The organism is Rhizobium sp. 05L419, from assembly GCF_056397845.1.
In genome coordinates this window covers 1-20,525 of record NZ_JBFTOF010000046.1, presented here as the reverse complement: position 1 = coordinate 20,525, position 20,525 = coordinate 1, and the positions used below count along the sequence as shown (strand labels likewise).

The following is a 20,525-nucleotide window of genomic DNA, read 5'->3' as shown; positions in this document are numbered from 1 at the left end:
GGCAAGAGCCAGCTGCTCGTCAAGAACCCGATCAAACGCTACCTCATCAACTCTCCGATGTTACCGGCGATGAAAAAGGGCACGGACGGCTCGCTGACGCTGTACATTCAAAAAGACAGCCCCGGCGCGGACAAGGAAGCAAATTGGCTTCCGGCCCCGAATGACAAAATCTATCTCGTGATGCGGCTGTATTGGCCGAAACCGACGCCACCTTCGATCTTGCCGGCAGGCGAAGGGACATGGCAGCCACCCGGCGTGAAACGGGTCTCATAGAAGACGTGGGTTCCGAAGATCTCCAATTACAATTATGTTGCCCGCGACAGCCCCCGCCATGATCTCAGCCAACGCGACGGACATCGCCACACGGATTGAGAGGCAAGGAGAGCGAGCCCAAGCCAGCCTGCGGACATTCGGCCAAATGCTTTCCACCGCACGACTCCATCCGGCGTCTCAAGCCGGTCACGGGTTCCGTCGTGCGTGTGGAAATTGGCAAGACAGACGTTTCCTCTTGAAAGCCCTGTGCCCAGGCGAGCAGGAAGACGCCGAGCAGCGGTCAGGCAACCTCTCCAAGCGTATCCATCGCCCGATGGAAAGCCGAAGGCCAGCCGCGGGTTGCGGACGTGATCGCCTGCACCATGATCACGTCGCGCAGCGGCCCCCTCAATCCGATGCCGAACGATGCGCCCGAGCAGGATCAGCGGCCAGCCGACTGCAAATGCGTTCAAAGCCTAGCCGAGCGGCGTCAGGCCATAGCCGACCAGCACCGGGAATTTGCGATGACCGAACTTGTCGACAACGTGCCCGGCGATCATCTTGGTAACGCTTGCCACGGCGTCCGCGATGCCACCTCGCCGGACATTTCAGCGGAGCAGCGATCAGAATGGCATTGGTGTAATGAGCAATTCCCACGTCGACATGCACCACATCCATGCTGCGGCAAGGCCGTAGTCGATAATCGCGATCGTCATTACGACGCCGAACAACGTGCCGCCGAAAGGTGCGAAACCTTCGTTGGCCTTGAGATCCGTTTCCGGATTGACGATGATGCGCTTGTCATCTCGCAGGGACTAGCCTCCTATCGCTCGCGATCGTCACGATCCGGTTCACGTCGCTCGTCGGCTTCGCGCTGCAATTGCTCAAGTCGCGGAATGTGCTGTTGCGCCGGATCGGTCCGGGTCGTGTCTCCGGATCCTGCCGGCGGCTGTTCCCGTCGCGCACTATCTGGATCGGGCGCGCTGTTGTCCTGTTCCCGATCTGCCAGCCGGCGGCTCCCGCTCTCGTCCCGCCCGGCGTCGGCTCCTTCGTTGTCCCGGGCGTCAAGTCCGCCCGTTCCTCCCGTCTTGGTTCTGTTGCGGTCGCCAAGCGATTGCTCGGCCCGTTCAATTGCAACGCGCAACTCCTCGTCCAGCTCGGCAATCTCCCGGACATCCTGTTCGTGAACCTCACGCCTACCAGCCCGATCAGGTCTGCCGTTCTGCTCTTGCAGTTCCATCAACTCGCGCCGGACATTGACGTGCTCGCGGGCCGCCGAAGCAATCTCCTCGAAACCCTTCCATTGGTCCTGCGGGGTAAAACGCTCTGCCTGGAGGAGCGCCGTCTCGACCCGCATTTCGTAAATTGCAAATTCCTGACGCGTCATGTGGCGCATTGTCTCGCCCTCCGTAACGACTTTCACCAAGGTTACCAAATTGGTTCTATACTGCGCATTGGAATTCTTCGACTCTGATAGGCTCACTCCTCGCGAAGTGGCTGGAGAGAACTCGGATTCAATTCGCTTTGCTTGGACTAGCGCAAACTTTTTCGCATCTGCCTCCGTGCTACTGCCGGCAACCGACAACCATTCCTGACGGGCCGACAGAGAATAATCCTTGTTATCAGCTGTTGATGCGGCGCTCCGCTGGTCCGACCGTTTGGCGTCATAGCGCCGCTGACCCGCATAGCTTGTTCCCTCATGCTGCGTGCGACCCGCGCGACTCGTGGGACGAACCTGCCTAATGCCATAGGCGGGCGGGCTTGCCCGTTCGCGGCGATCCGTCATCTCCATGCGGATGCCATGTTCGCATGCCCTTTCCGCCATCGTCACCCGCCAGCGCCGGAACGAGGCGATAGTCGTCTCCACGCGATCGCCTGTGTCCGAGCGCGTCGCAACGATGGCGTGGACGTGGACATGCGGCCGTTTTCCTCCCGCTTCCTCCGCCTTCGGATCCTGCGACGAATCATGAAGCGAAAAGACATAGCGATGACCCGAAAACTCCTGCGCCAGGAAGTCCCGGGCGGCGGCACGAAATGCCTGGATATCGGTGCCCGCCCGCGCCGACATGATCACATGCATGACGTCGCGGGGCTTGCGACTGTGAAGCTGACCGCGCCATTCGCGCTGCACCAGATCGCCTGCCGGCTTCGCACCGGGAATCACATTGCCCTTGTCGTCATGGACTGCACCGTGGTGCCGATCCACAAGATCACGCAGCCGGCTTGCGCAGTAGTCGGTGCCATTGCCGTAGTCTCCAAAGCGGAAGGCCATTGTACTTTTGCTCTCGGCACCCTCCCCGCCCATCCGCGCCTGAACGATCTCCGATGCTTTTTTGTCGGCCGTCAGCCGTTCGCCCTTCCCATCGCGTAGCACCACAACGCCTTCGATCCGATAGCCATTGCCACCAGCATGCGGCGCGACAGCGAAGGCAAAGCTCCGCGCGCCCAGTCCGCGCCTAAGGAACCCCCGCGCCTGTCCGTGAATATCGACTGCCGGATCGAAAGCTTCCTTCACCTCCAACGAGAAAGTGCTGATGTCCCGGCTCTCGGCCCTGTTCTTCATCAGATGGTCCCATTTTCCACGGACCGCCGAGAGTTCGTCGCGACCGGCCAGTTCCTCACCACGCTCATTCTCGACGACTACATCGCCATTGCGCGAGACGTAGCTGATCATCGCACCGAGCCGGCCGGCGCTGCCGAAGGACGCCATCTTGACAACGGCGGGCTGGCTGCCTGACGCGAGGCTTGCAAAACGAGATCGCATGGATGGCTCGGATGCGTGCCCTTGTCGCCCAGCGCGAACGAAAGCACTGAACCTGTTTCCAAACCCGAGACGACCGGTGGCGCTGCCGGGATGAGGCGATGCCATCGGTACGGCTCCGCCGCGCCGGCGCCGTTCATCCTCGTCGGAAGGCTTGCGCTGCAGAAGCGACCGCTCGTGCAAAAGTGCTGCCTTGCGCTGCTCCCACTCGGTCTCGAACGCGCCCGGGAAGAATTCCATCACGCCACTCCCCGACGGATTCGAGCGCCCCGCACCGCGAAGTTGCGCAGTTCCAGAACCATCGCCGCCACCAGGCGCTGAACCTCACCCAGCTCGTTCGCGAGCTCGCCGGCGGGGAGCCGCCCGCCGCTGTTTGCACTCCGGGCAAGCTGATTGAGGTTAACTCCAACCGACCGCATCTCCGAAATTAGCATCTCGACGACAGCGCGATCGTCGTCGGTCAGGAATGGCCGCACGCCGGCGCCTTCCAGTGTCAGTGAGCGCATGAAGGCGGAAACCGTCAGACTGGCAGCCTCGGCTGCGGCATCAATGGCGGACAGATCCGAGGCGCTGAAGCGGGCATGCACGACGCGATCCTTGCGCCCTTCAGGCAAGCCCAGCGCCATTGCCCCTTGGTTTACCACCATCATCTCCGCCCTCCCTGAAGAAGCGCCGCAGGGGTCATCGACGGCTCGTCCGTCGATCGTCAGCAAATTTGTATCACAAAATTGCGTATCCTGCCAAAGTGAATGTTACCTATTTTGATATCTATCGCAATCCCAAAACGATCCCCTCAATCGAAGCATTCGAGTTGCAGCCGGGAAGTGACCTGTGCAATTTGCCAATGCTAGCCGTTGAGCATCGACACACCTCGTGAACTATAACATATTATATTATATTGGTATTTTATGTGCACACTCTTCCGGTTCCCTCAGCAATCGATGTGAACAATCGATGTGATTGTGTCTCGTTTCCGCTGCATCACATTGAGCAATACTGTGTCTTCGGGCACTTGACGGCGGCTTCCCGTGGAACAATATTTACCACCGAGTCGGCAGGTCGCGCTGGATGCGCGCGATGAGTATCGCTCCGCGGGAGGAGGCAGGCATGGCGAGGATATATGCGGCCGTCAGCACAAGGGCGGCGACGGCCGGCCTGCATGAGGCAGGTTGCCAAACCGCGCTCCTCGACGCGGAGCTGTTCGAGCACGACGTGTATCGACAGCTCCGGAACGGGCTTGGAACCCTGCAGATGCAGGCGTTGAACGATCGGGTACGAAAGGCGCGCCAGGAGGTCCTCAGTCTCGTCGAGGAGATCGAAGCGAAACGAAAGGTCGGAACAACAGGAGAAGCCGCATGAACAAAGCCAATCTCGGCCTCGCGGACTTCACCATTGCGAGCAAGGACGCCAGGAGACCGTCCACTGTGGACAATAGGATTGAGGTACCGGTGGAGGCGCTGATCAGGGAAACGGATCGGGAGCAGGTGGCAGAAGCTTCGCAAGCCGCCGTAGGCGCCAGCACTATGCCACGAATGCAGTCACCGGCAGAGCGGAGAAGCGAGCCAAGGAGCGCGATAGCGCAGGAGGACGGCCGCTACAGCATCAAGAACCTGAAGCGCCCGAAACAGCGTGTGGTGAAGTTCTTTGTCAACGTCGCGCTGGATCAGGCAACGAAAGCGCGCCTGAAACGGGCTGCCGACGAAACCAATCTGAAGATGGCTGCAGTGATGAAGGCTTACATCGAGAAAAACGGGTACTGATGTCCGGATCTTCCCATAGCGATGCGGCAGAAGGTGGAAAGCAATGGCGCCGCTTCCTCGTCGGCGGAGAGGTTTGCGACGAGGCCTCCGCTGACTTCAGCGGGCGCCTGGTGCAAGCTTATCGTGAGAACGTGCGCCCGATCTGCCTTTGCAGGGACCCTGGTCCGCTGATGTATATCGCCATGATTGGCGAGCAGCCCGTCATCAAAAGGATGCCGTTTTCGGGCGCAGATCACGAATCGTCCTGCCCATCATATGAGCCTCGCTTCGACCTGTCCGGGCTTGGACCCTTGATGGGGACGGCAATCAAACTGGATGCGGCGGCGGGGATTGCTGCGCTCAGGCTGGATTTCCCGCTGTCAAAGCGCGGACCGTCTGGCGCGATGAACACAGGCACCTCGCAGTCCGACAGCGTCAAGAACGACAGCAAGCGGCTTTCGCTTCGCGCTCTCCTGCACCTTCTCTGGCACGAAAGCCGCCTTGCCGAATGGACGTCGCGTTGGTCGGGCAAGCGGCATTGGTGGCAGGTCTACCATCATCTGACCGAAGTCTCCCGAACAATGTCGGTGCGCGCAGAGCCCCTTGCGGAACGCCTCTTCGTACCAGAACCATTTCGGGCTGAGGACAAGGCTGCAATCGAGCAGCGCCGCGCGCAGGCTTTGGCGGTGCTGGCGAAGTCAGGAGGCTGGCCGAAAAAGCTGATGCTACTGGTCGGAGAGATCAAAGAGTTTGCGGTGGCGAGAAGCGGTCAGCAGGTCATCATCAAGCACATGCCGGGCTTTCGCCTGCGTCTCGAAGAAGCGACATGGCGCCGGCTTCAGCGGCGGTTCGCGGGGGAGTTGGAGCTCTGGAGAAGTGATGATCGCTTCCACCTGATAGCAATCACCACGATCGAAGCCGGCTCGGCCGGTCTCATGACGATCAACGAGATAGCGCTGATGGCGGTGACCGAGCATTGGCTGCCGATCGAGAACGCTTACGAGGAACAGCTGTTGAACAAGCTGACGCGCATGCGCGGAAAGACGGTGAAAGGATTGCGGTTCAATCTCTCGCAGGAGCAGCCTTTCGCCAATGCCATCCAGCCGGAGGCGCGCCCCCAGCCGGTGGCATTCTATATCGTGCCGCCAAATGCGAATGACGAGTTCGAGGCGTCTCTTCGGGAAATGATCGAAGCGCGTCCAGATTTGACCGCGTGGATATGGCGGGTGGCAGAAGAAGAGATGCCACCGTTCCCTTGGGAGAGATGTTGATGCAAGCAATGATCGGCGCGGCGTTGGCACGGAGCTCGCCATCCCTGGTGCAACTGACGTATCAGCAGCACGAATCGGTCTGCCCCCGACCGTTTCAGATAAGTCTTTGGACGTCGCTTCCCGGGAAGCGAGAGCCCGGCCATTGCGATACACGAAAGGAAACCTCTTCACCTCCGCCGCATCGATCCGTCGCAGAAGCTGCGCCGGTTCTGTTGCCTGACGATCCAGCCGACCCTGTTCGGCGGGGCCTTGCTGATCCGTCACTGGGGACGGATCARCAAGTAAGGGTAAGAGATGATGGAGACGTTTGACGAAAGCCTTGCGGGCGGAGGATGCAATGACGTGGCTGGAGCGGAGCTTCCTCAGAAAAACGGCTCGGCCTCGACGAGGTCTTGCTGCTCAGCGACGATAGTCGCCCGGTCGGCGCACGCCAGCTACGCTCGGTTTCGATCTCGCGGCGCTCGACCGGGTCGATTGCTTCGCGCAGTTCCAGGCGAAGCTCTTCAATGTGTTGTTCCGGAAGCACCTTGCTCTCCTTGACGTTTGTGAAAGACGAGTGCTCCGGTCATGGGGGCATGGCGGGCCAAGGATCGTGACCGCCAGCGACGGCGAGCGGGGGAGCCGATTTTGTCGAAGCGCAGGAAAGTGGAGTGGAGACAAAATTGGGGGGGGCCACGAAGTCCTTGAGGCCGGCATGGCCGCATGGCATCCTCGTACGGACTGAGCAGACATCCCACCGCCCCGTATGGCACCCGAAAGCCAGAAGCCGGCTCGATGCCGGCGACGGCTTCACACGACGGGGATGACCCCGCCTTGCGGCGGGGCCCCGGGTCCGGATTACGCGGCGTCGCGGTTTGGGGCGGTTCCAGACGAGCACGTCGTCGCCGTCCGTTTCCACCGGCCACAGCGCCGCGTTGATCGGGGCATTGAAGCACGGATCGCCGAGCTTGAGGGAGATATGGGGCTCGCCGTTTCCGGAGACCGCCTCCCAGCCGGCGATTTCGGCATTATGCGTAGTCCGCTGTTATGCGGAATGGCACGATTTAGGCATTTGTTTTTTCTGAACTATTGGCCCGATATACTCCGCACAATTCCCAAGAGGAAAGTATAGCGGCGGCCCGGTTTGGAGCCGCCGCGATCTTGGCTGGTCAGCGGGACCAGACGAGAGCGTATTCGTCTTCGCTGTCGATGAGGCTGGCGTAGATCGGCGCCGGGAAGGACGGGTCGTCGAGCTTAACCGAGTGGTAGGGCGTGTTCTCCTTCGAGGTGCGGCGCCATGCGGCACCTATCTCTACATTGCCTACGACCACCCGGAAATCGGGGGCCTTTTCGTTGGTGGAGGCGTCGGCTGGAAGGAGCTTTGCTTTGACGTTGAAGGCGAGTGTTCTGATGGAGCCGACGAAGGTGCCGTCTTCGTTGCGGGTGAAGGAACCGATCTGAGCCATGATAATCTCCGTTTGCTGTTTCAAGCCCGCGACCATCGCGGCCTTGATGGCGGACTTTGAGCGCCGAGGCGGCCGCCCTGCAGCCAAAGGCCCGTAGTGAAGCGAAGGACGGAGGGAGGCGATCTTGTTGTTGCGCGAGGAGCCGACCGTCAGGTTGGCGGGGAAGAAGATTGCCGTACGCTGTTGCGGGGACCAGGCCGGGTCGTGAAGCGACCGTACTTTGGCGCGTGATCCGACAACAGAAAGGCCCGCGTGTTTGCGGACGCTCGATACCGCTCTATGGAGATATCGGCTCAGTCGCCCAGATCCCGTCGGGAAGTGTTGTCGTGGACACGGATCGGGCACCGGTGACGACCAATAGCGTTTTACTTGCCGCCATCCAATCGACGCCCCCCACCCAACCGAGCACAGGCACGGAAGAGGGCCGCCGCCGGGCGCAATTCGAGGTCGGGGATTTGAAGGGCCGTCTGATCGCGGGGCGACGGGGTGCCGTAGTTCGGCAGGATCCGAGACGGTCAGCGCGACGCAGACCGGCCGATCCTTCTCTCCGTGCCCACGCCCGGCTTACTAGCGCCAAAGGTAGGGATAGCTGACGATGGCAACGTTCGGGAAGCGATCAGTCATTCTTGGTCCCCCCTTGATACTCGGTCGACTGGAGGTCGAGTTCGCCGAGCGGCAGATGGGCCAGCTCCTGCGGCGTCTCGCCCCCCGGTGTAAACGCGGCGCGGGTCCTCGGCACCGCGTCCCCGATGCCGCCCGGTCCGGCGCGCGCCTCACCCAGACGGAGATCAGAGGACGGCCTCTGAAGAGGAGGTCCCGATCGATCCTCATGCCGCATGGCAGGCGGAGCGAGGCCGTTTCTCGAAACGAGTAGCCAAGCTCTGGAGAACCGAGATCGGCGACACCGAACATCGTGTCGCCATCCTCCTACAGTTCGCTCGCCAGCCAGACACCCGCCCTAGGGATTGAAGAACTTTACGACCGGCACATGGTCGGCGCGGCGATTATGGCCGTTGACGTGCGGCGCCGCGCGGATTTCGACGGTCAGGAGACGCATGTGAGCCTGCCGTTGTTCCGCGAGCGTCGTCTGGATTGGATGGCGTTGCAGAGGAACCGACAGACATTTGCATGCGAGAAGGTCGGTTCCGCCGCATCAGGCCGTCTCCCGCTCTTCCAATTGAGGTGACTGCAGGCTGTGGAGGTAGGCGACAGCCCGCTGGGCGTGGGCAGCCGCCTGGAAGATCGCCCGTTTGTCGTTGGACAGCACCGTCAACCAACTGGCTAGGTACGACGCATGGTCCTGACGGGGCTCAAGCTCCGGCACAATGCCAAGATCGGCGCAAACGAGGCAGCTCCCGATTTCGGCTAATAATTCTTCGCGGGCGCGATCGGTCTTGTCCTTTGAATAGCGGCTCAGATCGCGTCCAACGCGATCAGGATGCGCCGTCCAATGAACAGATTCGTGAGCCAAAACAGCGATATAAGAGACCGCATCCCGGAAACTTTCGAAGGCCGGCATTTGAATGAAATCGCCTGTTGGAGCGTAATATGCCTGCGAGCCGCCATGACGGATCACGGCGCGTGTATTGGCGAAGAATCGGTCGGCGTGCTCGATCCGTTCGATCGGATCGATGACCGGCGTCGGCCGGTAATAATAGTGCTCCGGCAGCCCCTCGATCTGTTCGACGTTGAAGACGCTGTATGTCTTCAGGAACGGGATATCCCGCTCGACTTCGTCGCCAGCGGCATCGGTGTCCGTTCTTGTGAAGCGGCTGGCATAGACGACCATGGCGCCGCCTTCGGCCTTGCGCACGTGCGCGCCAAGCTCGACCGCCTGACGGAATGTCATCCAGATCGAGGCGCCGTATCCGCGCGCCACCGCCTCCGACCAAAGCAGCAGCACGTTCATGCCGCTATATGGTTCCCCGTTGTGGCGCAGCGGCCTCGTTATTCGGCCAGCAGCATAGCCTGACTTCCAAGGCTGTACCCATGGGCGCACACCCTTTTCGAGATCCACGACGATGCGCTCGGTGATGCGCTGATAGATGTCGATGCGATCGCCTGTTTGTTTGCTGCTCATTTCCTGAACCTCCGTCATGGCGGCCGCGACCATCGCGGCCCCGTCACCGGGTCCAGGGCCGGGGATCAGGAAGCGAGCGCACAGAAGGCCGAAACGCATGTGGAGGACGGCGAAGCCGTTGCGGCTCGCTTCCGACCCCGGCAGGACCAAAGCCGGGACTGGGACGGGATGGTCGCCTGACCCCGCTTCATTTTCCCTCTTCTCTTCCTTGCGGGAGCCCCGCGGCAGCAAGAAAGAGGCCTTCAGGGGAGTGATCGGGCGGAGCAAAGGCTCCGCCCGTTGCGGCTTAGTCGAAAGCCGCAAGCTGAAGCTCGGCAGCCCGTCGGCCCAGAGACTGGCCGGCGTGCTCGACTGGGCGCTCGAACGGCTTCCAACGTTCGCCGACGACTTGCTCGTAGCCAGCGACAGCGCCCTCCGCAGCCATCCTGAGCGCGTGGCTCTGCAGGGCCATGTCGGCTGCGAATTCGCGCTTGCGCTTAGCGGCACTGTCGAATCCGATCGGTCCGTCGAGGTCTTCATCGCGGGTGTCGTTCGCGGCCTTCGCCGTCGCATCCCGGGCTTCCGAGACCGCCCGCGAATAAAACTGGCCGGCGCCATGAGCGCTGCCGACATAGGCGCCGACGATCCGCTGAAGGTGGATCTGCATGGCGCGGTCGGCCAGACCTTCGCGAAGCGCATCAGCCGTCTCGACGATCAGGCGTTCGTGGAGATCCCGAACGCCGTCGCTGTCGAGTACGGGAAGGCCGAAGCTCTCGGAAATGAGGGAGGCCTGATGCGCGTCGGGGCACGAGTGGTGGACCATTTCGAGTGTGGTGCCCTTGCGAAGCTGGACGACGCGGCCGGTCTGGCGGGGCGCTTTGGCGGGCTTGGTCATTGGGTTTCCTTTCTTCCGGTTCTGTGAAAGCTCGGACCGGCTCCTGCCGGCCCTCCCTTCGGGCGCGGTCAAAGAAACCCGGCATCAGACGGGCGCTTCAGGGTCCGGGGACGCCAGAACAAGCGGCGGCGGGTTGCCGACAAGCAGGGCTTTTGAGCCCTTGCGCAGGCGGCGGCCCGGCGTTGTCGAGATCGGCGGTCCCGGCCGCCTCGCGGCGCGGCACGCGGCCTTGAAGCGGACGGCAGCCGGATTACGACCGCGACCAGACCCGAAGAGGGACCGGCAGGGATGCCACCTCATAAGACGCCGGAGGGAAGATCCCATGGCCGTTCGCCCTCCCCCTGATCACGATCCGTGCTCTCGACCCGCTTGAACGCCGCGGGATCCTTCCTGGCGCGCGCGCCATCTCGCAACACAGACCCTCGGTTTCTCGGGCTGAACCGTCGGAACCCATCGGCCGGGTCGAGGGCCGCGCGTGGGCTAATCCACCCTTGACGCGGCAGGCTGGCATGTGGCGGGCACCTCCTTCCTTCATCCTTCTTGTCTTTTCCCGGCCCGCAGGTCGTCGTTCCAGTCATCGGCAATCGGACGCAGCCGCTTGTAGCGGCAGTCCGCCTCATGTGCGATGGCCGCAATACGGTCGGCGTAGACGTCTCCCTGTGGGTTATTGTCTGTCGCCGCGACCAGCGCAGTGCCGGGCCGTCCTGCAAGCGCCCGGATCGCCGCTTCCGTCGACGGCGCCCATCCGCCGCCGGTGCTGAGATAGAGGCTGTCGGCCACCCGACCCTCCAATTCGGCAAGACTCATTGCGTCGATCGCCGCTTCGGCTAAACAGACGCGACGCGCGTCGGGCTTGCCAAGCCGGAACAGACCCTTCGCTCCGCCGGAAGCAAAGCCGCGCCATCGCAGACCGCGCTCTTCCCAACCGGTGACAGTCCCCTCGTCATCGACATGCGCCGCCCACATGCTGCCATAAGGCCCCTCGCGAAGGCGGTCCTGACGGACTGCGTCTCGCACGGCGGCGGCGGACAAGAGCCGCTCGTCTGTGAGATATTGCCATGTCCACGAGCCTGGCCACGGCTTGCGCCGAACACGCCATCGGTCCGAAATTGACCGGCTGGGCTCCATTCGGCGCGGCGAAGGCTCCCAAGCGGGTCTGGTCGGTTCGTAGCCGACGAGATCCGCAACACGATGCAAGCCCTCGGCAAAACCGACACCCGCCAGATGCTCCACGAGCGTGAACACATCGCCCTTGGCTTCGCTCAACGGATCGAACCACCCATTGCCTTCGTGGATCAGGATGATGATGTCACCGCCGCGCCGGTATTTGACCGCGCGACGGGTGCTTTCCTTTAGATCGACCGCGAACCCGGCCTTATCCAGTACTGCCGCGCAGGGCACCTTTGCTTTCAGTTCCTCAATTTTGTTCCTTTTCATCCTTGCCTTCCAGGCCGCCTCCGTGCCTGGCCCTTCCTGTTTTCGATCTCCCGCACACCATGCGAGCACCTCGCGAAAGGCCGCGAAGAGGAAAGGAAGCAAGGGCGCGGCGGGCAGCCGCGGGGATCAAGGCTGTTTTCAAGGTCAGGCCCGCCTGCTGCGGCGAAGCTTCCCTTGCTGCCGCCGGCTCGCCAGCGGCACACAAAACCTTGCCGGACGACCGGCCGGCTTGCTAAGGGCCGGCCCGTCGTGGGCGTTGAATGATCGTCGCAGAGTGCGTCCTATGGTTCTGAAGCACTTACCGAGGGACGTGGACGTGTGAGGCTGAAGGGGCGGAAGTGCGATTTTCGCGACGACCGATCCAATGGTCCAACCGGCACGCTGCTGATGGCACTGGACGCACGCCGCAGGGCTCGCCCGCGGCGGCGTTGCCTCATCATCGTCGAGGCAACGGGCGTGTCCCCAAGGACGCATCATTCACTCTGCGCTGCACTGACCTGCGGAAAGACGAACAGATCGCGGAATGCCACCGACCCCAGCGCCAACCAAGGAGATGCTCATGCCGAACGTCGCGATTGGACATCGCGACGAGGAGTTGGTGAAAAAGCAGCTGGAATCCGGCCGCTACAATAATGCCAGCAAAGTCGTTCGCGCAGCGCTGCGGCATCTGGAGGACTATGAGGCGGCGTGTGAACAGTGGCTCAATAACGAGATTCCGACGCGCATCGACGAACTCGTGAAAAACCCGTCTATCGGCGTTCCGGCCGAAACCGTGCGCTTCCGTTCCGGGGTGATGACGTCATCGTCCTCGGCGTGTTTGCGCGAGGCCGTGAGATCAGTGACGAGCTCCTAGTGGAGCGAAACCACCAGTTCGGCGCCGGAACCTTGGCGTTTCCCAGGGTTCGGAACGCTGGCGCCGCTAAACATCCAGACGCGTGTATTCGCTCGACGCGTTAACGGCAGAAAGGACATTCTATTCATAAGTGAATCTATAGAAATTCGGCTCTTAATTTTGCTCCACGCTTCCTGCACGCATATGGACAGTTATTTTGGAGCGACAGATGAGCCACGTCCCACAGCCGACAGATAAAATTCGTCCCCTCGCTGCGCGCTTGCGAAGTGAGGAAGAGGTGCTTGCAACAGCGCAGTATCTGGCAGCGCGTTTCGCAAAGTCGGCGTCCGTTCGCGATGCAGATCGACTGCTGCCCCATGACGAGCTCGATGCATTGTCGAAGTCCGGGCTTCTCGCTATTACCGTCCCGGCGGAGTACGGCGGCCTTGACGTTTCCAATGCTGTTCTCGCCGAAGTGACGGCCAGCCTCGCGGAGGCGRACGGGTCGATCGGGCAGATCCCACAGAACCATTTCTATATCCTGGAAGCGTTGCGCACCGACGGCACGGAGGAACAGAAGCGGTTCTTCTTTGACCGTGCGCTCGCGGGCGATCGTTTCGGAAATGCTCTGTCCGAACGGGGCACGAAGACGGTTGGCCACTACAACACGCGCATTGTCCGCGATGGGTTCGGCTACAGGATCAATGGTCGCAAATACTACTCGACCGGGGTCATCTTTGCAGATTGGATCACGGTCTTTGCTCTGAACGAAGCCGACCACCTGACGATGTCATTCGTGCCTCAAGGAACCGACGGTATTGAGATCATCGATGACTGGGATGGCTTCGGGCAGAGAACGACGGGCAGCGGCACGACAGTGCTCGACAATGTCTACGTCCATGCAGATTCTGTCGTTCTCCACCACAAGGGTTTTGAGCGCCCGACGACCATCGGCTCTGTCGGCCAGATCATCCACGCCGGCATTGATCTTGGCATTGCACGCGCAGCCTTTGCAGAGACAATCGATTTCGTAAGGACAAAGTCGCGGCCCTGGACCGACAGCGGCGTCGAACGGGCAACAGACGATCCGCTGACCGTTGCAAGAGTGGGCGAGCTTGCAATCCGGCTCGAGGCAGCCTCCGCAGTTCTTGAGCGCGCCGGGCGCAAGGTGGACACCGCCCAGATCGACACCACGCAGGAAAACGTCGTTGCTGCGACGCTTGCGGTCGCTGCCGCCAAAGTGCTGACGTCGGAGATCGCCCTTGACGCCTCAAGCGCACTCTTCGAACTCGCCGGCACGGCTTCCACCAGCAGCGGACTGAATCTCGACAGGCATTGGCGCAACGCCCGCACGCATACGCTCCACGACCCTGTGCGCTGGAAATACCATGTCGTTGGCAACTACCATCTCAACGATACGGCTCCGCCCAGAAGCGGTGCTCTCTAAAGGGGAATGACAACGGCCCGATTGCGATTCTCGCAACGGGCCCTGTCCGCGAGGACCATTGATTAGCTGTAGAGGCTGACGACCGGGACTTTATCGTTCAGCGCGAACTCACCGACTTCCTTTGCCTTGTAGAACACGGGATCATGGAGCGTGTGCGTGCGAACATTGCGCCAGAAGCGATCAAAGCGATAGGCTTCTGCCGTCGACCTTGCACCCGTCAGTTCGAAGACACGGGCGGTGACATCGAGCGAGACATTCGTGGCGTGCACCTTTGCGGCATAGGCTTCGGCGGCGGCTTCGCCTCGCTCGCGTTCTGTTACGTCCCTGCCACGCGCCAGTGCGTTCTGGACGTCTGCTGCGGCGCAATCGGCAAGCGCGGCGGACGCCTTTAGCGATGCCGTGAGCTCTCCGACCCGTTCAAGAATATACGGATCGTCCTGTGCGCGAGCCACGCCCGAGGTAATCCACGGTCTGGTCGTACTGCGAACATAGTCCAGCGCTGCCCGCAGCGCCCCTTCCGCGGTTCCCAGATAGAAATTCACGAACACCAGCTGGATGAGGGGCGTGTTGAATGTCGCAAGCGCCGGCGGAACTGCGTTTTCGTCGGTCGGGATTCCGATGAGATCGTCCTCGTAGACTGGAAAGTCGCGAAACTCGACGCTGCCGCTGTCAGAGAGCCGCTGACCGATATTGTCCCAATCATCGTTTGCCACATAACCCTGCCGGTTTGTAGGCACCGCGAAGCTCGCGATCTTTCCGTCAAGCGTCGCATTGGCATTGATGTAGTCGGAAATCCGCGCGGCAGTAGAAAACGACTTCTTGCCATTCAGCACGTAGCCGTTGCCGCGTCGGGTCAGAACCAGGCCGGGATCGCGCGGATTGACCGCGGCGCCCCAATAGAGATTCCTTGCAACCGTCTCGGCGCCAAGCGCGTTGACACGGGCCTCATCTTCGATAGCCCAGTAGATGTACTGGCTGTTGACAAAGTGATAGCCGAGCAACTGGCCGATCGAACTTTCGCCACGGGCAAGAATGCGCACAAGCTTCAGTCCATCGACCCAATCCAGCCCACCGCCGCCGACCTGAGGTGTGTGAAGCGCATTGAGCAGTCCGGCGTTCTTGAGTTTCACGATTTCGCTCAGAGGTGGCCGCCCGTCACGATCGAGATCAGCAGCGCGCCGCGCTAGATCGGCGGAAATCTCTTCCGCCCGTGCAAAAATGTCGTCGCGCGTCGAGCCTCGGCTGACGACCTGAAAGACGTTGGATGGGCTCATCGGAAAAACTCCAGGTTTGCTGAGACGAGAACGGCGGAACCTCTCGGTCCCGCCGCAAGGCTGATCCGCCCTTCAGAAAAGCGTGGCCGGGATCCAGCTTGCCGTCACGGCATCGCTGGTGCTGAAGGCCGGGATCTTCTTGTCCAGATCCTCGATCGTCTTGACGCCTGCAGCGCGAAGCGCCTCCTGCGTCAGGAGCGTCGGCTTCACGGTGATACTATGTGGTACCTGCTCCCCGGCGATCTGAAGAGCCGCTGCACGCACCGACACCGCCCCGACCACCGCCGGATTGGTCGCGACGGTCGCGACCCACGGACTACCCTCCTCCGTGATCTCCTGAATATCGGCGGTCGAGGCATCGGCCGAGTAGATCTTCAACTTCGAGGAAATCCCGAGATCGTTTGCCGCGAGCTTCACGCCGCGTGCGAACTCGTCGTAGGGAGCGAAGACGACGCTGATGTCCGGATTTGCGGTCAGCGCCGCCTTCGCCTGGTCCGCCGTCGAGGCTGCCGTCGTGTCGCTGACATTGCCAAAGTGGGCCTTCTCGACCACGCCCTTGTTGTCCGCCTTGAATTTTTCCCAGACCTCATTGCGGCGATCGAGCGGCGCAAAGCCCGCGACATAGACGTAGCCGGCGTTGAAGCTGGTGCCGTTGTCCTTGACGGCCTGATCGAGCGCAAGCTTGGCAAGCTCATGATCGCTCTGCTCGACCTGCGGGATTTTCGGATTGTTGAGATTGACGTCGAAAGCGACGATCTTCACGCCCTTGTCGAGCGCTTGCTGCACGACGTCACCGAGCGATTCCGGCAGGCCGTGATCAATCACGATGCCTTGAACGCCGAGATTGACGGCCTGAAGGATCTGTTCGCGTTGTTCGGCAGCGTTCTGGCGACCGGGAAATACGCGAAGATCGACGCCGAGAGCCTTTGCCTGCGCCTCGGCTCCTGCCTGATAGGCCTGAAAGAAGTCGCCTGCGGAAATGTAGCTGATCAGCGCGAGCTTGACGCCGCCCTTGTCAAAGGGATGAGGCGCCCCCGCCAACCCTTCAGCCCGGGCAGCCCCTGAAAAGAGAAGGGAAGTCGCGGCAGCGGAAAGCGCGAGGCGCGTGGAAATCTTCATTGTGCGCTCCTGTGGAGGTTTAAACGATCTGCGGTCTCCTCCGCATTTTCATTAGATATATTTTCCATATTTTTAGTAGATTATTTGCTGCGTTTTTTCCGCCTCTGGAGGAAACTTTGTGCCCTTTCCCGGGCGCCTGAGCAAAGCGTTGCCTGTCGCGCAGTCTCGTTTCGCGCCAAGCTGCTGCCCAACTGACCGCTCCTTTCCTTGAGCGCAACACCCCTCGCCGGCGTCGCCGCACGTTGCGTTCATATGTCTCCACCAACGATGATTTGTTGCAGCCATGCCCTTGCTTGAAGTCGAAGATCTCACCCGCAGCTTCATCTCCACGCGCGCGCTCTCGGGGGCGTCACTTTCCGTTGAGCGTGGCGAAATCGTTGCATTGATGGGGGCCAACGGTGCCGGGAAATCCACCCTGGTGAAGATCCTGTCCGGCGTGCTACCTGCCGACAGCGGCGCGGTCAGACTGAACGGCCGGCCTTTCTCTCCGCGAACGCCGGCCGAGGCTGCGCGGCGCGGCATCGTCACCGTTCACCAGTCAACCGATCTCGTTGGCGCGCCCGGCCTGACAGTTGCCGATGTCCTGCTTCTCAGAGGCTTTGCTGATGGCGACGAACCGTTCTTCGTGTCGAAAACCGGCATCCGCCGTCGCGCGAAAGCCATACTTGATGAAGCGGGTTTTTCGCTGCCGCTCGATCGCGACTTCGCCGATCTGACGGCCGCCGACCGGCAACTCGTGGCGATCGCCCGCGCGCTCGCCAGCAAGGCGGATATCTTGATGCTCGATGAGCCCACGGCAAGCCTGTCGATCGGGGAGAGCCACCGACTTTTCGAGGTTTTGCTGCGGCTGCGGGCGCAAGGCATGGCAATCCTTTATATTTCCCACCGCACCGCCGATCTTCAGGCCATTGCTGATCGCGCGCTGGTGATGCGCGGTGGCCGCGTCGTCGGCTCCTTTGACCGGCCAATCGACTTCGGAGCAGCGATCGAGACGATGATCGGTCGGAAGCTTCAACCGGCGCGACCGCGAGCACCGGATGGCCATGGCGCAGTGATCTTCGAAATGGCGAACGCGCGCTTGCTTCCCGGCAGCGACGCGTTCAGCCTTTGCGTGCGCGAAGGCGAAGTCGTGGCTGTCACCGGCGTTCTGGGAGCCGGAAAGAGCCGCCTGCTTTCCGCGATCTTCGGGACTGGCACGCTTGCCGCTGGAACAATGCTGCTCGACGGCAAGCTGCATTGCCCGGCAGGCGCCGCCGAAGCGATAGAAGCAGGTGTCGCGATGGCCGCCGAAGACCGCCATCGCTCCTCCCTGATGCCGCCATCGTGGCCCGGCAACAGCGTAGCGGCAACGATCAGCCTGCCTCACCTGCGCAAATGGTTTCCCTATCAATTTCTCCTGGGAAGGCGTGAGTGGCGTGAAGCGGACGCAGCAATCGAGCGGCTGCGCATCAAGGCGCCCGGCCCCGGCGCTTCGATCTGGACCCTGTCGGGTGGCAATCAGCAGAAGGCGGTGCTGGCGCGCTGGGAGGCTGAGCCAAGCCGACTTCTGCTTCTAGACGAACCGTTCCAGGGTGTCGATGTCGGCGCCCGGCGCGACATCGTCGACGCCATCCGCAGCCGCACCGACCGCGCGACACTGATTGCAACCTCCGATCCGGAGGAGGCCTATGAAGTGGCCGACCGCATCCTCGTCATCGACCATCACAGCATCAGACCTGCACAAGGCCAGGGCGACGAAACCACCTTCGAAGGAATTCCAGCATGAGCTCTGTAAACCACGAAACTCTTTCGAATGCTCCCGTGCAGCAGGAAGGCAAGGCATTCATCGCGCGGCTCGCCGAAATCCTGCGCTCCGGCGCGGTCTTCATTCTTCTGGTTGTCCTTGTCATCGGCTTCACGGCCGCAGAGCCCGCCTTCATCAACATCAGCAACCTGATGAGCATTCTGCAGGCCGTCTCTGTGGTCGCCATTCTGGGCGCCGGCGTGACGGTGACACTTGCGGTCGGGGGCTTCGATCTCTCGATCGGCGCGATCGCAGCGTCGAGTGTCATGGCCGCAAGCTATGCCATGATCGTCTGGGACCTCGGAGTATTCGCAACCGTTCCTCTGGTCTTGGCCTTCGGTGCCCTCGTCGGCCTTCTGAACGCCTTCGTGATCGTGCGACTGAAGGTGCCCGACCTGCTCGCGACGCTCTCGATGATGTTCCTGCTTTCCGGACTGCAACTGATCCCGACCGCCGGCCGGTCGATCTCCGCCGGTCTCATCCTGCCCGACGGCACGACGGCAAGTGGCACCTATGACCCACGCTTTCTGTTGATCGGTCGCCACAGCGTTTTTGCAACAGTCCCCGTTGCCGTCGTCCTCATGGCTCTGGTTGCTTTCGTTCTCTATGTGCTGACCGAGCGTACCCGCATTGGCAGGCTGCTCTTTGCGACTGGCGGCAACGAAGTCGCAACCCGGCTGGCAGGCGCTTCGACGACGCGCCTGAAGACGCTTGCCTATGTCATATCAGGATCGCTGGCCTCCCTCGGCGGCATCATCGTCGCCGCTCGCGTCGGCCGTGGTGATGTTTCTTCTGGCGGTTCACTGCTGATGGATGCGGTCGCGGCGTCCCTGATCGGCTTTACCGTGATGGGGTTGCGCCGGCCGAACGTGCTCGGGACCATTGTCGGGGCTGTCTTCGTCGGTGTGCTTCTGAACGGCCTGACGATGCTGAACGCGCCCTATTACACCCAGGACTTCGTCAAGGGCGCCGTGCTCGCCGGCGCGCTGGCTCTGACCTATGGCCTTGGCCGCAACAATTCCTGAAACGAGGGAAGCGGACGGCGCCTTCTCTGTTTATTCAATCGAACACAGGTGACAACCATGGCCGACAGCCACGACCTTTCACGCCCGGATTTCGCCTGCAACATGCGGCTCATCGGCCACTCGGACATCGGTGGCAGGGGCGACGGATTGCAGATCATGGTGCATCGCAGGCACGCCTATGTCGACCATCCCTGGTCAAAGGGTTTCTCGCTCGTCGACGTCCGCGATCCGAAGCGACCTGGGCCGCCACCTACGTTCCCGCCCCGCCGCTCGAGCGGCGACTGCGAGCGGCATGATGGGGATGCCAAAGGCGCGTCAGGCGGCAGCCGCCAGCTTTCGATCACACATGCGCGAGAGCACGCGCGGGAGACTTCAGATCGACGACAGCCAACCGACCCACGACAAATCGGACGAACCGCGAGGCATCTATATCGTCGGAGGCGGGATTTCGGGTGTGCCTCGATCGTTGCGTGAGGTTTCCAAGCGGTGGTGAAGCTCGGATCGATGAGAAAGGCGTCGCTGCCTGGTAGACTGACATCTGCTCTTAGGATTGGCCGACCGCCGACAGGCTGGGATTTTACTTGAGCTTTGCCACTTCGCCCACATGCCAGGATCGAACCCGCAGCACTCAGTCCTTCAATTTGGACCGCACCTCAAAGAGGCTTTACCGACCCAACACTTTTTCAAGGGTTCAGACGGACGTACCGTCCCAGAAATGCGCGTTGACCCCAGATCCAGGACCCCAGATCCAGGACAACCGGTCGCCCCACAGCATGCTGTCAAACGCGTCCACAAAGAGATCCGTCCGACGTGATGAGGGATACGACGTCTTCAAGAAGTTCATCATCGGCTGTCACAGAAACGTAGCGATGAATGACAAAAGGCAGGAAATGCAAGCCCTCGGTGATCCGGGGGCGCACGCCGGGCGGTGGGTGCCACCGGTGCTGGACGTCCCGCTCCTTTAGTCAGGGGCCTTGTCGGGTTCCCAACTCAGAAAAAAACCCACATCGCCAGGCATTCCGCTGGGAAAAGTGACAACGGCAGCATTCAGTTTGTACCCTTGGGGCCGGCCAAATTTCTCGAATCGCTCGTAGAATTCCTTGGCCTTTCCCTGGAGCGTTTCCGGCCAATTGGTTGCCCCGTTGTTGATTGCCCGTCCGTTGTCGGTGCAGAAGTCCGACGAGAA

Annotated in this window: 19 protein-coding genes and 2 pseudogenes; 9 read left to right on the top strand and 12 right to left on the bottom strand. The window is 61.5% G+C overall.

Annotated features, from left to right (window positions below):
- Nucleotides 1–273, top strand: a 273-nt coding sequence (locus AC1DMK_RS29810; protein WP_477863876.1) for a DUF1214 domain-containing protein, incomplete at its 5' end; no start/stop codon positions are given.
- A gap of 802 nt (nt 274–1,075) precedes the next feature.
- Here AC1DMK_RS29810 and AC1DMK_RS29805 read toward each other — a convergent pair.
- Both AC1DMK_RS29805 and AC1DMK_RS29800 read right to left on the bottom strand, forming a co-directional pair.
- Nucleotides 1,076–3,253 (bottom strand): hypothetical protein, encoded by a 2,178-nt coding sequence (locus tag AC1DMK_RS29805; RefSeq protein ID WP_477863875.1) that lies wholly within the window; start codon nt 3,251–3,253, stop codon nt 1,076–1,078.
- Nucleotides 3,253–3,726: a plasmid mobilization protein gene (locus AC1DMK_RS29800; RefSeq protein ID WP_477863874.1), complete on the bottom strand. Its 474-nt coding sequence runs from the start codon at nt 3,724–3,726 to the stop codon at nt 3,253–3,255. Before AC1DMK_RS29800 ends, AC1DMK_RS29805 begins: the two co-directional genes overlap by 1 nt.
- 364 nt (nt 3,727–4,090) lie before the next feature.
- Here AC1DMK_RS29800 and AC1DMK_RS29795 point away from each other — a divergent pair, with 364 nt between their 5' ends.
- From AC1DMK_RS29795 to AC1DMK_RS29780, 4 genes are all read left to right on the top strand, one after another.
- Nucleotides 4,091–4,372, top strand: coding sequence for a hypothetical protein (locus AC1DMK_RS29795; RefSeq protein ID WP_477863873.1), 282 nt, complete (start codon nt 4,091–4,093; stop codon nt 4,370–4,372).
- A complete protein-coding gene (locus tag AC1DMK_RS29790; protein ID WP_477863872.1) occupies nt 4,369–4,773 on the top strand; it encodes a hypothetical protein in 405 nt (134 codons plus the stop codon). Before AC1DMK_RS29795 ends, AC1DMK_RS29790 begins: the two co-directional genes overlap by 4 nt.
- Nucleotides 4,773–6,023, top strand: coding sequence for a DUF1173 domain-containing protein (locus AC1DMK_RS29785; protein ID WP_477863871.1), 1,251 nt, complete (start codon nt 4,773–4,775; stop codon nt 6,021–6,023). Before AC1DMK_RS29790 ends, AC1DMK_RS29785 begins: the two co-directional genes overlap by 1 nt.
- Nucleotides 6,024–6,164: 141 nt before the next feature.
- Nucleotides 6,165–6,308, top strand: a complete 144-nt coding sequence (locus AC1DMK_RS29780) for a WGR domain-containing protein (protein WP_477863878.1) — start codon at nt 6,165–6,167, stop codon at nt 6,306–6,308.
- A gap of 280 nt (nt 6,309–6,588) precedes the next feature.
- Here the strand turns inward: AC1DMK_RS29780 and AC1DMK_RS29775 are convergent, their stop codons facing one another.
- The 7 genes and pseudogenes from AC1DMK_RS29775 to AC1DMK_RS29745 form a co-directional block, all read right to left on the bottom strand.
- Entirely contained in the window at nt 6,589–6,981 is a 393-nt protein-coding gene (locus AC1DMK_RS29775; protein ID WP_477863877.1) for a DUF736 family protein, read from the bottom strand.
- 190 nt (nt 6,982–7,171) lie between these two features.
- Nucleotides 7,172–7,468: a DUF736 domain-containing protein gene (locus AC1DMK_RS29770; RefSeq protein WP_477863870.1), complete on the bottom strand. Its 297-nt coding sequence runs from the start codon at nt 7,466–7,468 to the stop codon at nt 7,172–7,174.
- Nucleotides 7,469–8,084: 616 nt separating this feature from the next.
- Nucleotides 8,085–8,207 carry a hypothetical protein gene (locus AC1DMK_RS29765; protein ID WP_477863879.1) on the bottom strand — a complete coding sequence of 41 codons (123 nt, stop codon included), beginning with the start codon at nt 8,205–8,207 and terminating at the stop codon, nt 8,085–8,087.
- Nucleotides 8,208–8,290: 83 nt separating this feature from the next.
- Nucleotides 8,291–8,380 (bottom strand): annotated as a pseudogene (locus tag AC1DMK_RS29760) (DUF2958 domain-containing protein); the annotation flags it as partial.
- A 241-nt stretch (nt 8,381–8,621) separates the two neighbouring features.
- Nucleotides 8,622–9,548 carry an ArdC family protein gene (locus AC1DMK_RS29755; RefSeq protein WP_477863869.1) on the bottom strand — a complete coding sequence of 309 codons (927 nt, stop codon included), beginning with the start codon at nt 9,546–9,548 and terminating at the stop codon, nt 8,622–8,624.
- Between the two features lie 286 nt (nt 9,549–9,834).
- Entirely contained in the window at nt 9,835–10,422 is a 588-nt protein-coding gene (locus AC1DMK_RS29750; RefSeq protein WP_477863868.1) for a hypothetical protein, read from the bottom strand.
- Between the two features lie 531 nt (nt 10,423–10,953).
- A complete protein-coding gene (locus AC1DMK_RS29745) occupies nt 10,954–11,859 on the bottom strand; it encodes a DUF3991 and toprim domain-containing protein (protein ID WP_477863867.1) in 906 nt (301 codons plus the stop codon).
- Nucleotides 11,860–12,418: 559 nt separating this feature from the next.
- On the opposite strand from AC1DMK_RS29745, the gene AC1DMK_RS29740 reads away from it, so the two are divergent.
- Together AC1DMK_RS29740 and AC1DMK_RS29735 are read left to right on the top strand one after the other, a co-directional pair.
- Nucleotides 12,419–12,712: a type II toxin-antitoxin system ParD family antitoxin gene (locus AC1DMK_RS29740; RefSeq protein ID WP_477863866.1), complete on the top strand. Its 294-nt coding sequence runs from the start codon at nt 12,419–12,421 to the stop codon at nt 12,710–12,712.
- A 208-nt stretch (nt 12,713–12,920) separates the two neighbouring features.
- Nucleotides 12,921–14,138 carry an SfnB family sulfur acquisition oxidoreductase gene (locus AC1DMK_RS29735; protein WP_477863865.1) on the top strand — a complete coding sequence of 406 codons (1,218 nt, stop codon included), beginning with the start codon at nt 12,921–12,923 and terminating at the stop codon, nt 14,136–14,138.
- Nucleotides 14,139–14,200: 62 nt separating this feature from the next.
- On the opposite strand, the gene AC1DMK_RS29730 is transcribed toward AC1DMK_RS29735, so the two are convergent.
- Nucleotides 14,201–15,412, bottom strand: a complete 1,212-nt coding sequence (locus tag AC1DMK_RS29730; protein ID WP_477863864.1) for an acyl-CoA dehydrogenase family protein — start codon at nt 15,410–15,412, stop codon at nt 14,201–14,203.
- A gap of 72 nt (nt 15,413–15,484) precedes the next feature.
- Complete coding sequence (locus AC1DMK_RS29725) at nt 15,485–16,531, bottom strand: substrate-binding domain-containing protein (protein ID WP_477863863.1); 1,047 nt, start codon at nt 16,529–16,531, stop codon at nt 15,485–15,487.
- 283 nt (nt 16,532–16,814) lie between these two features.
- Here AC1DMK_RS29725 and AC1DMK_RS29720 point away from each other — a divergent pair, with 283 nt between their 5' ends.
- A complete protein-coding gene (locus AC1DMK_RS29720; RefSeq protein WP_477863862.1) occupies nt 16,815–18,296 on the top strand; it encodes a sugar ABC transporter ATP-binding protein in 1,482 nt (493 codons plus the stop codon).
- On the top strand, nt 18,293–19,339 hold the full coding sequence (locus tag AC1DMK_RS29715) for an ABC transporter permease (RefSeq protein ID WP_477863861.1): 1,047 nt from the start codon (nt 18,293–18,295) through the stop codon (nt 19,337–19,339). The genes AC1DMK_RS29720 and AC1DMK_RS29715 overlap by 4 nt, the downstream gene beginning before the upstream one ends.
- 961 nt (nt 19,340–20,300) lie before the next feature.
- Here AC1DMK_RS29715 and AC1DMK_RS29710 read toward each other — a convergent pair.
- Nucleotides 20,301–20,525 (bottom strand): annotated as a pseudogene (locus AC1DMK_RS29710) (histidine kinase); the annotation flags it as partial.

Excerpts from the sequence above, each read along its gene's own strand:
- AC1DMK_RS29740 (WP_477863866.1), top strand. The coding sequence starts at position 12,419 with ATGCCGAACGTCGCGATTGGACATCGCGACGAGGAGTTGGTGAAAAAG.
- AC1DMK_RS29745 (WP_477863867.1), bottom strand. The coding sequence starts at position 11,859 with ATGAAAAGGAACAAAATTGAGGAACTGAAAGCAAAGGTGCCCTGCGCG.
- AC1DMK_RS29795 (WP_477863873.1), top strand. The coding sequence starts at position 4,091 with ATGAGTATCGCTCCGCGGGAGGAGGCAGGCATGGCGAGGATATATGCG.
- AC1DMK_RS29730 (WP_477863864.1), bottom strand. The coding sequence starts at position 15,412 with ATGAGCCCATCCAACGTCTTTCAGGTCGTCAGCCGAGGCTCGACGCGC.
- AC1DMK_RS29770 (WP_477863870.1), bottom strand. The coding sequence starts at position 7,468 with ATGGCTCAGATCGGTTCCTTCACCCGCAACGAAGACGGCACCTTCGTC.
- AC1DMK_RS29720 (WP_477863862.1), top strand. The coding sequence starts at position 16,815 with ATGCCCTTGCTTGAAGTCGAAGATCTCACCCGCAGCTTCATCTCCACG.
- AC1DMK_RS29785 (WP_477863871.1), top strand. The coding sequence starts at position 4,773 with ATGTCCGGATCTTCCCATAGCGATGCGGCAGAAGGTGGAAAGCAATGG.
- AC1DMK_RS29725 (WP_477863863.1), bottom strand. The coding sequence starts at position 16,531 with ATGAAGATTTCCACGCGCCTCGCGCTTTCCGCTGCCGCGACTTCCCTT.
- AC1DMK_RS29755 (WP_477863869.1), bottom strand. The coding sequence starts at position 9,548 with ATGAGCAGCAAACAAACAGGCGATCGCATCGACATCTATCAGCGCATC.
- AC1DMK_RS29750 (WP_477863868.1), bottom strand. The coding sequence starts at position 10,422 with ATGACCAAGCCCGCCAAAGCGCCCCGCCAGACCGGCCGCGTCGTCCAG.
- AC1DMK_RS29805 (WP_477863875.1), bottom strand. The coding sequence starts at position 3,253 with ATGGAATTCTTCCCGGGCGCGTTCGAGACCGAGTGGGAGCAGCGCAAG.
- AC1DMK_RS29790 (WP_477863872.1), top strand. The coding sequence starts at position 4,369 with ATGAACAAAGCCAATCTCGGCCTCGCGGACTTCACCATTGCGAGCAAG.
- AC1DMK_RS29715 (WP_477863861.1), top strand. The coding sequence starts at position 18,293 with ATGAGCTCTGTAAACCACGAAACTCTTTCGAATGCTCCCGTGCAGCAG.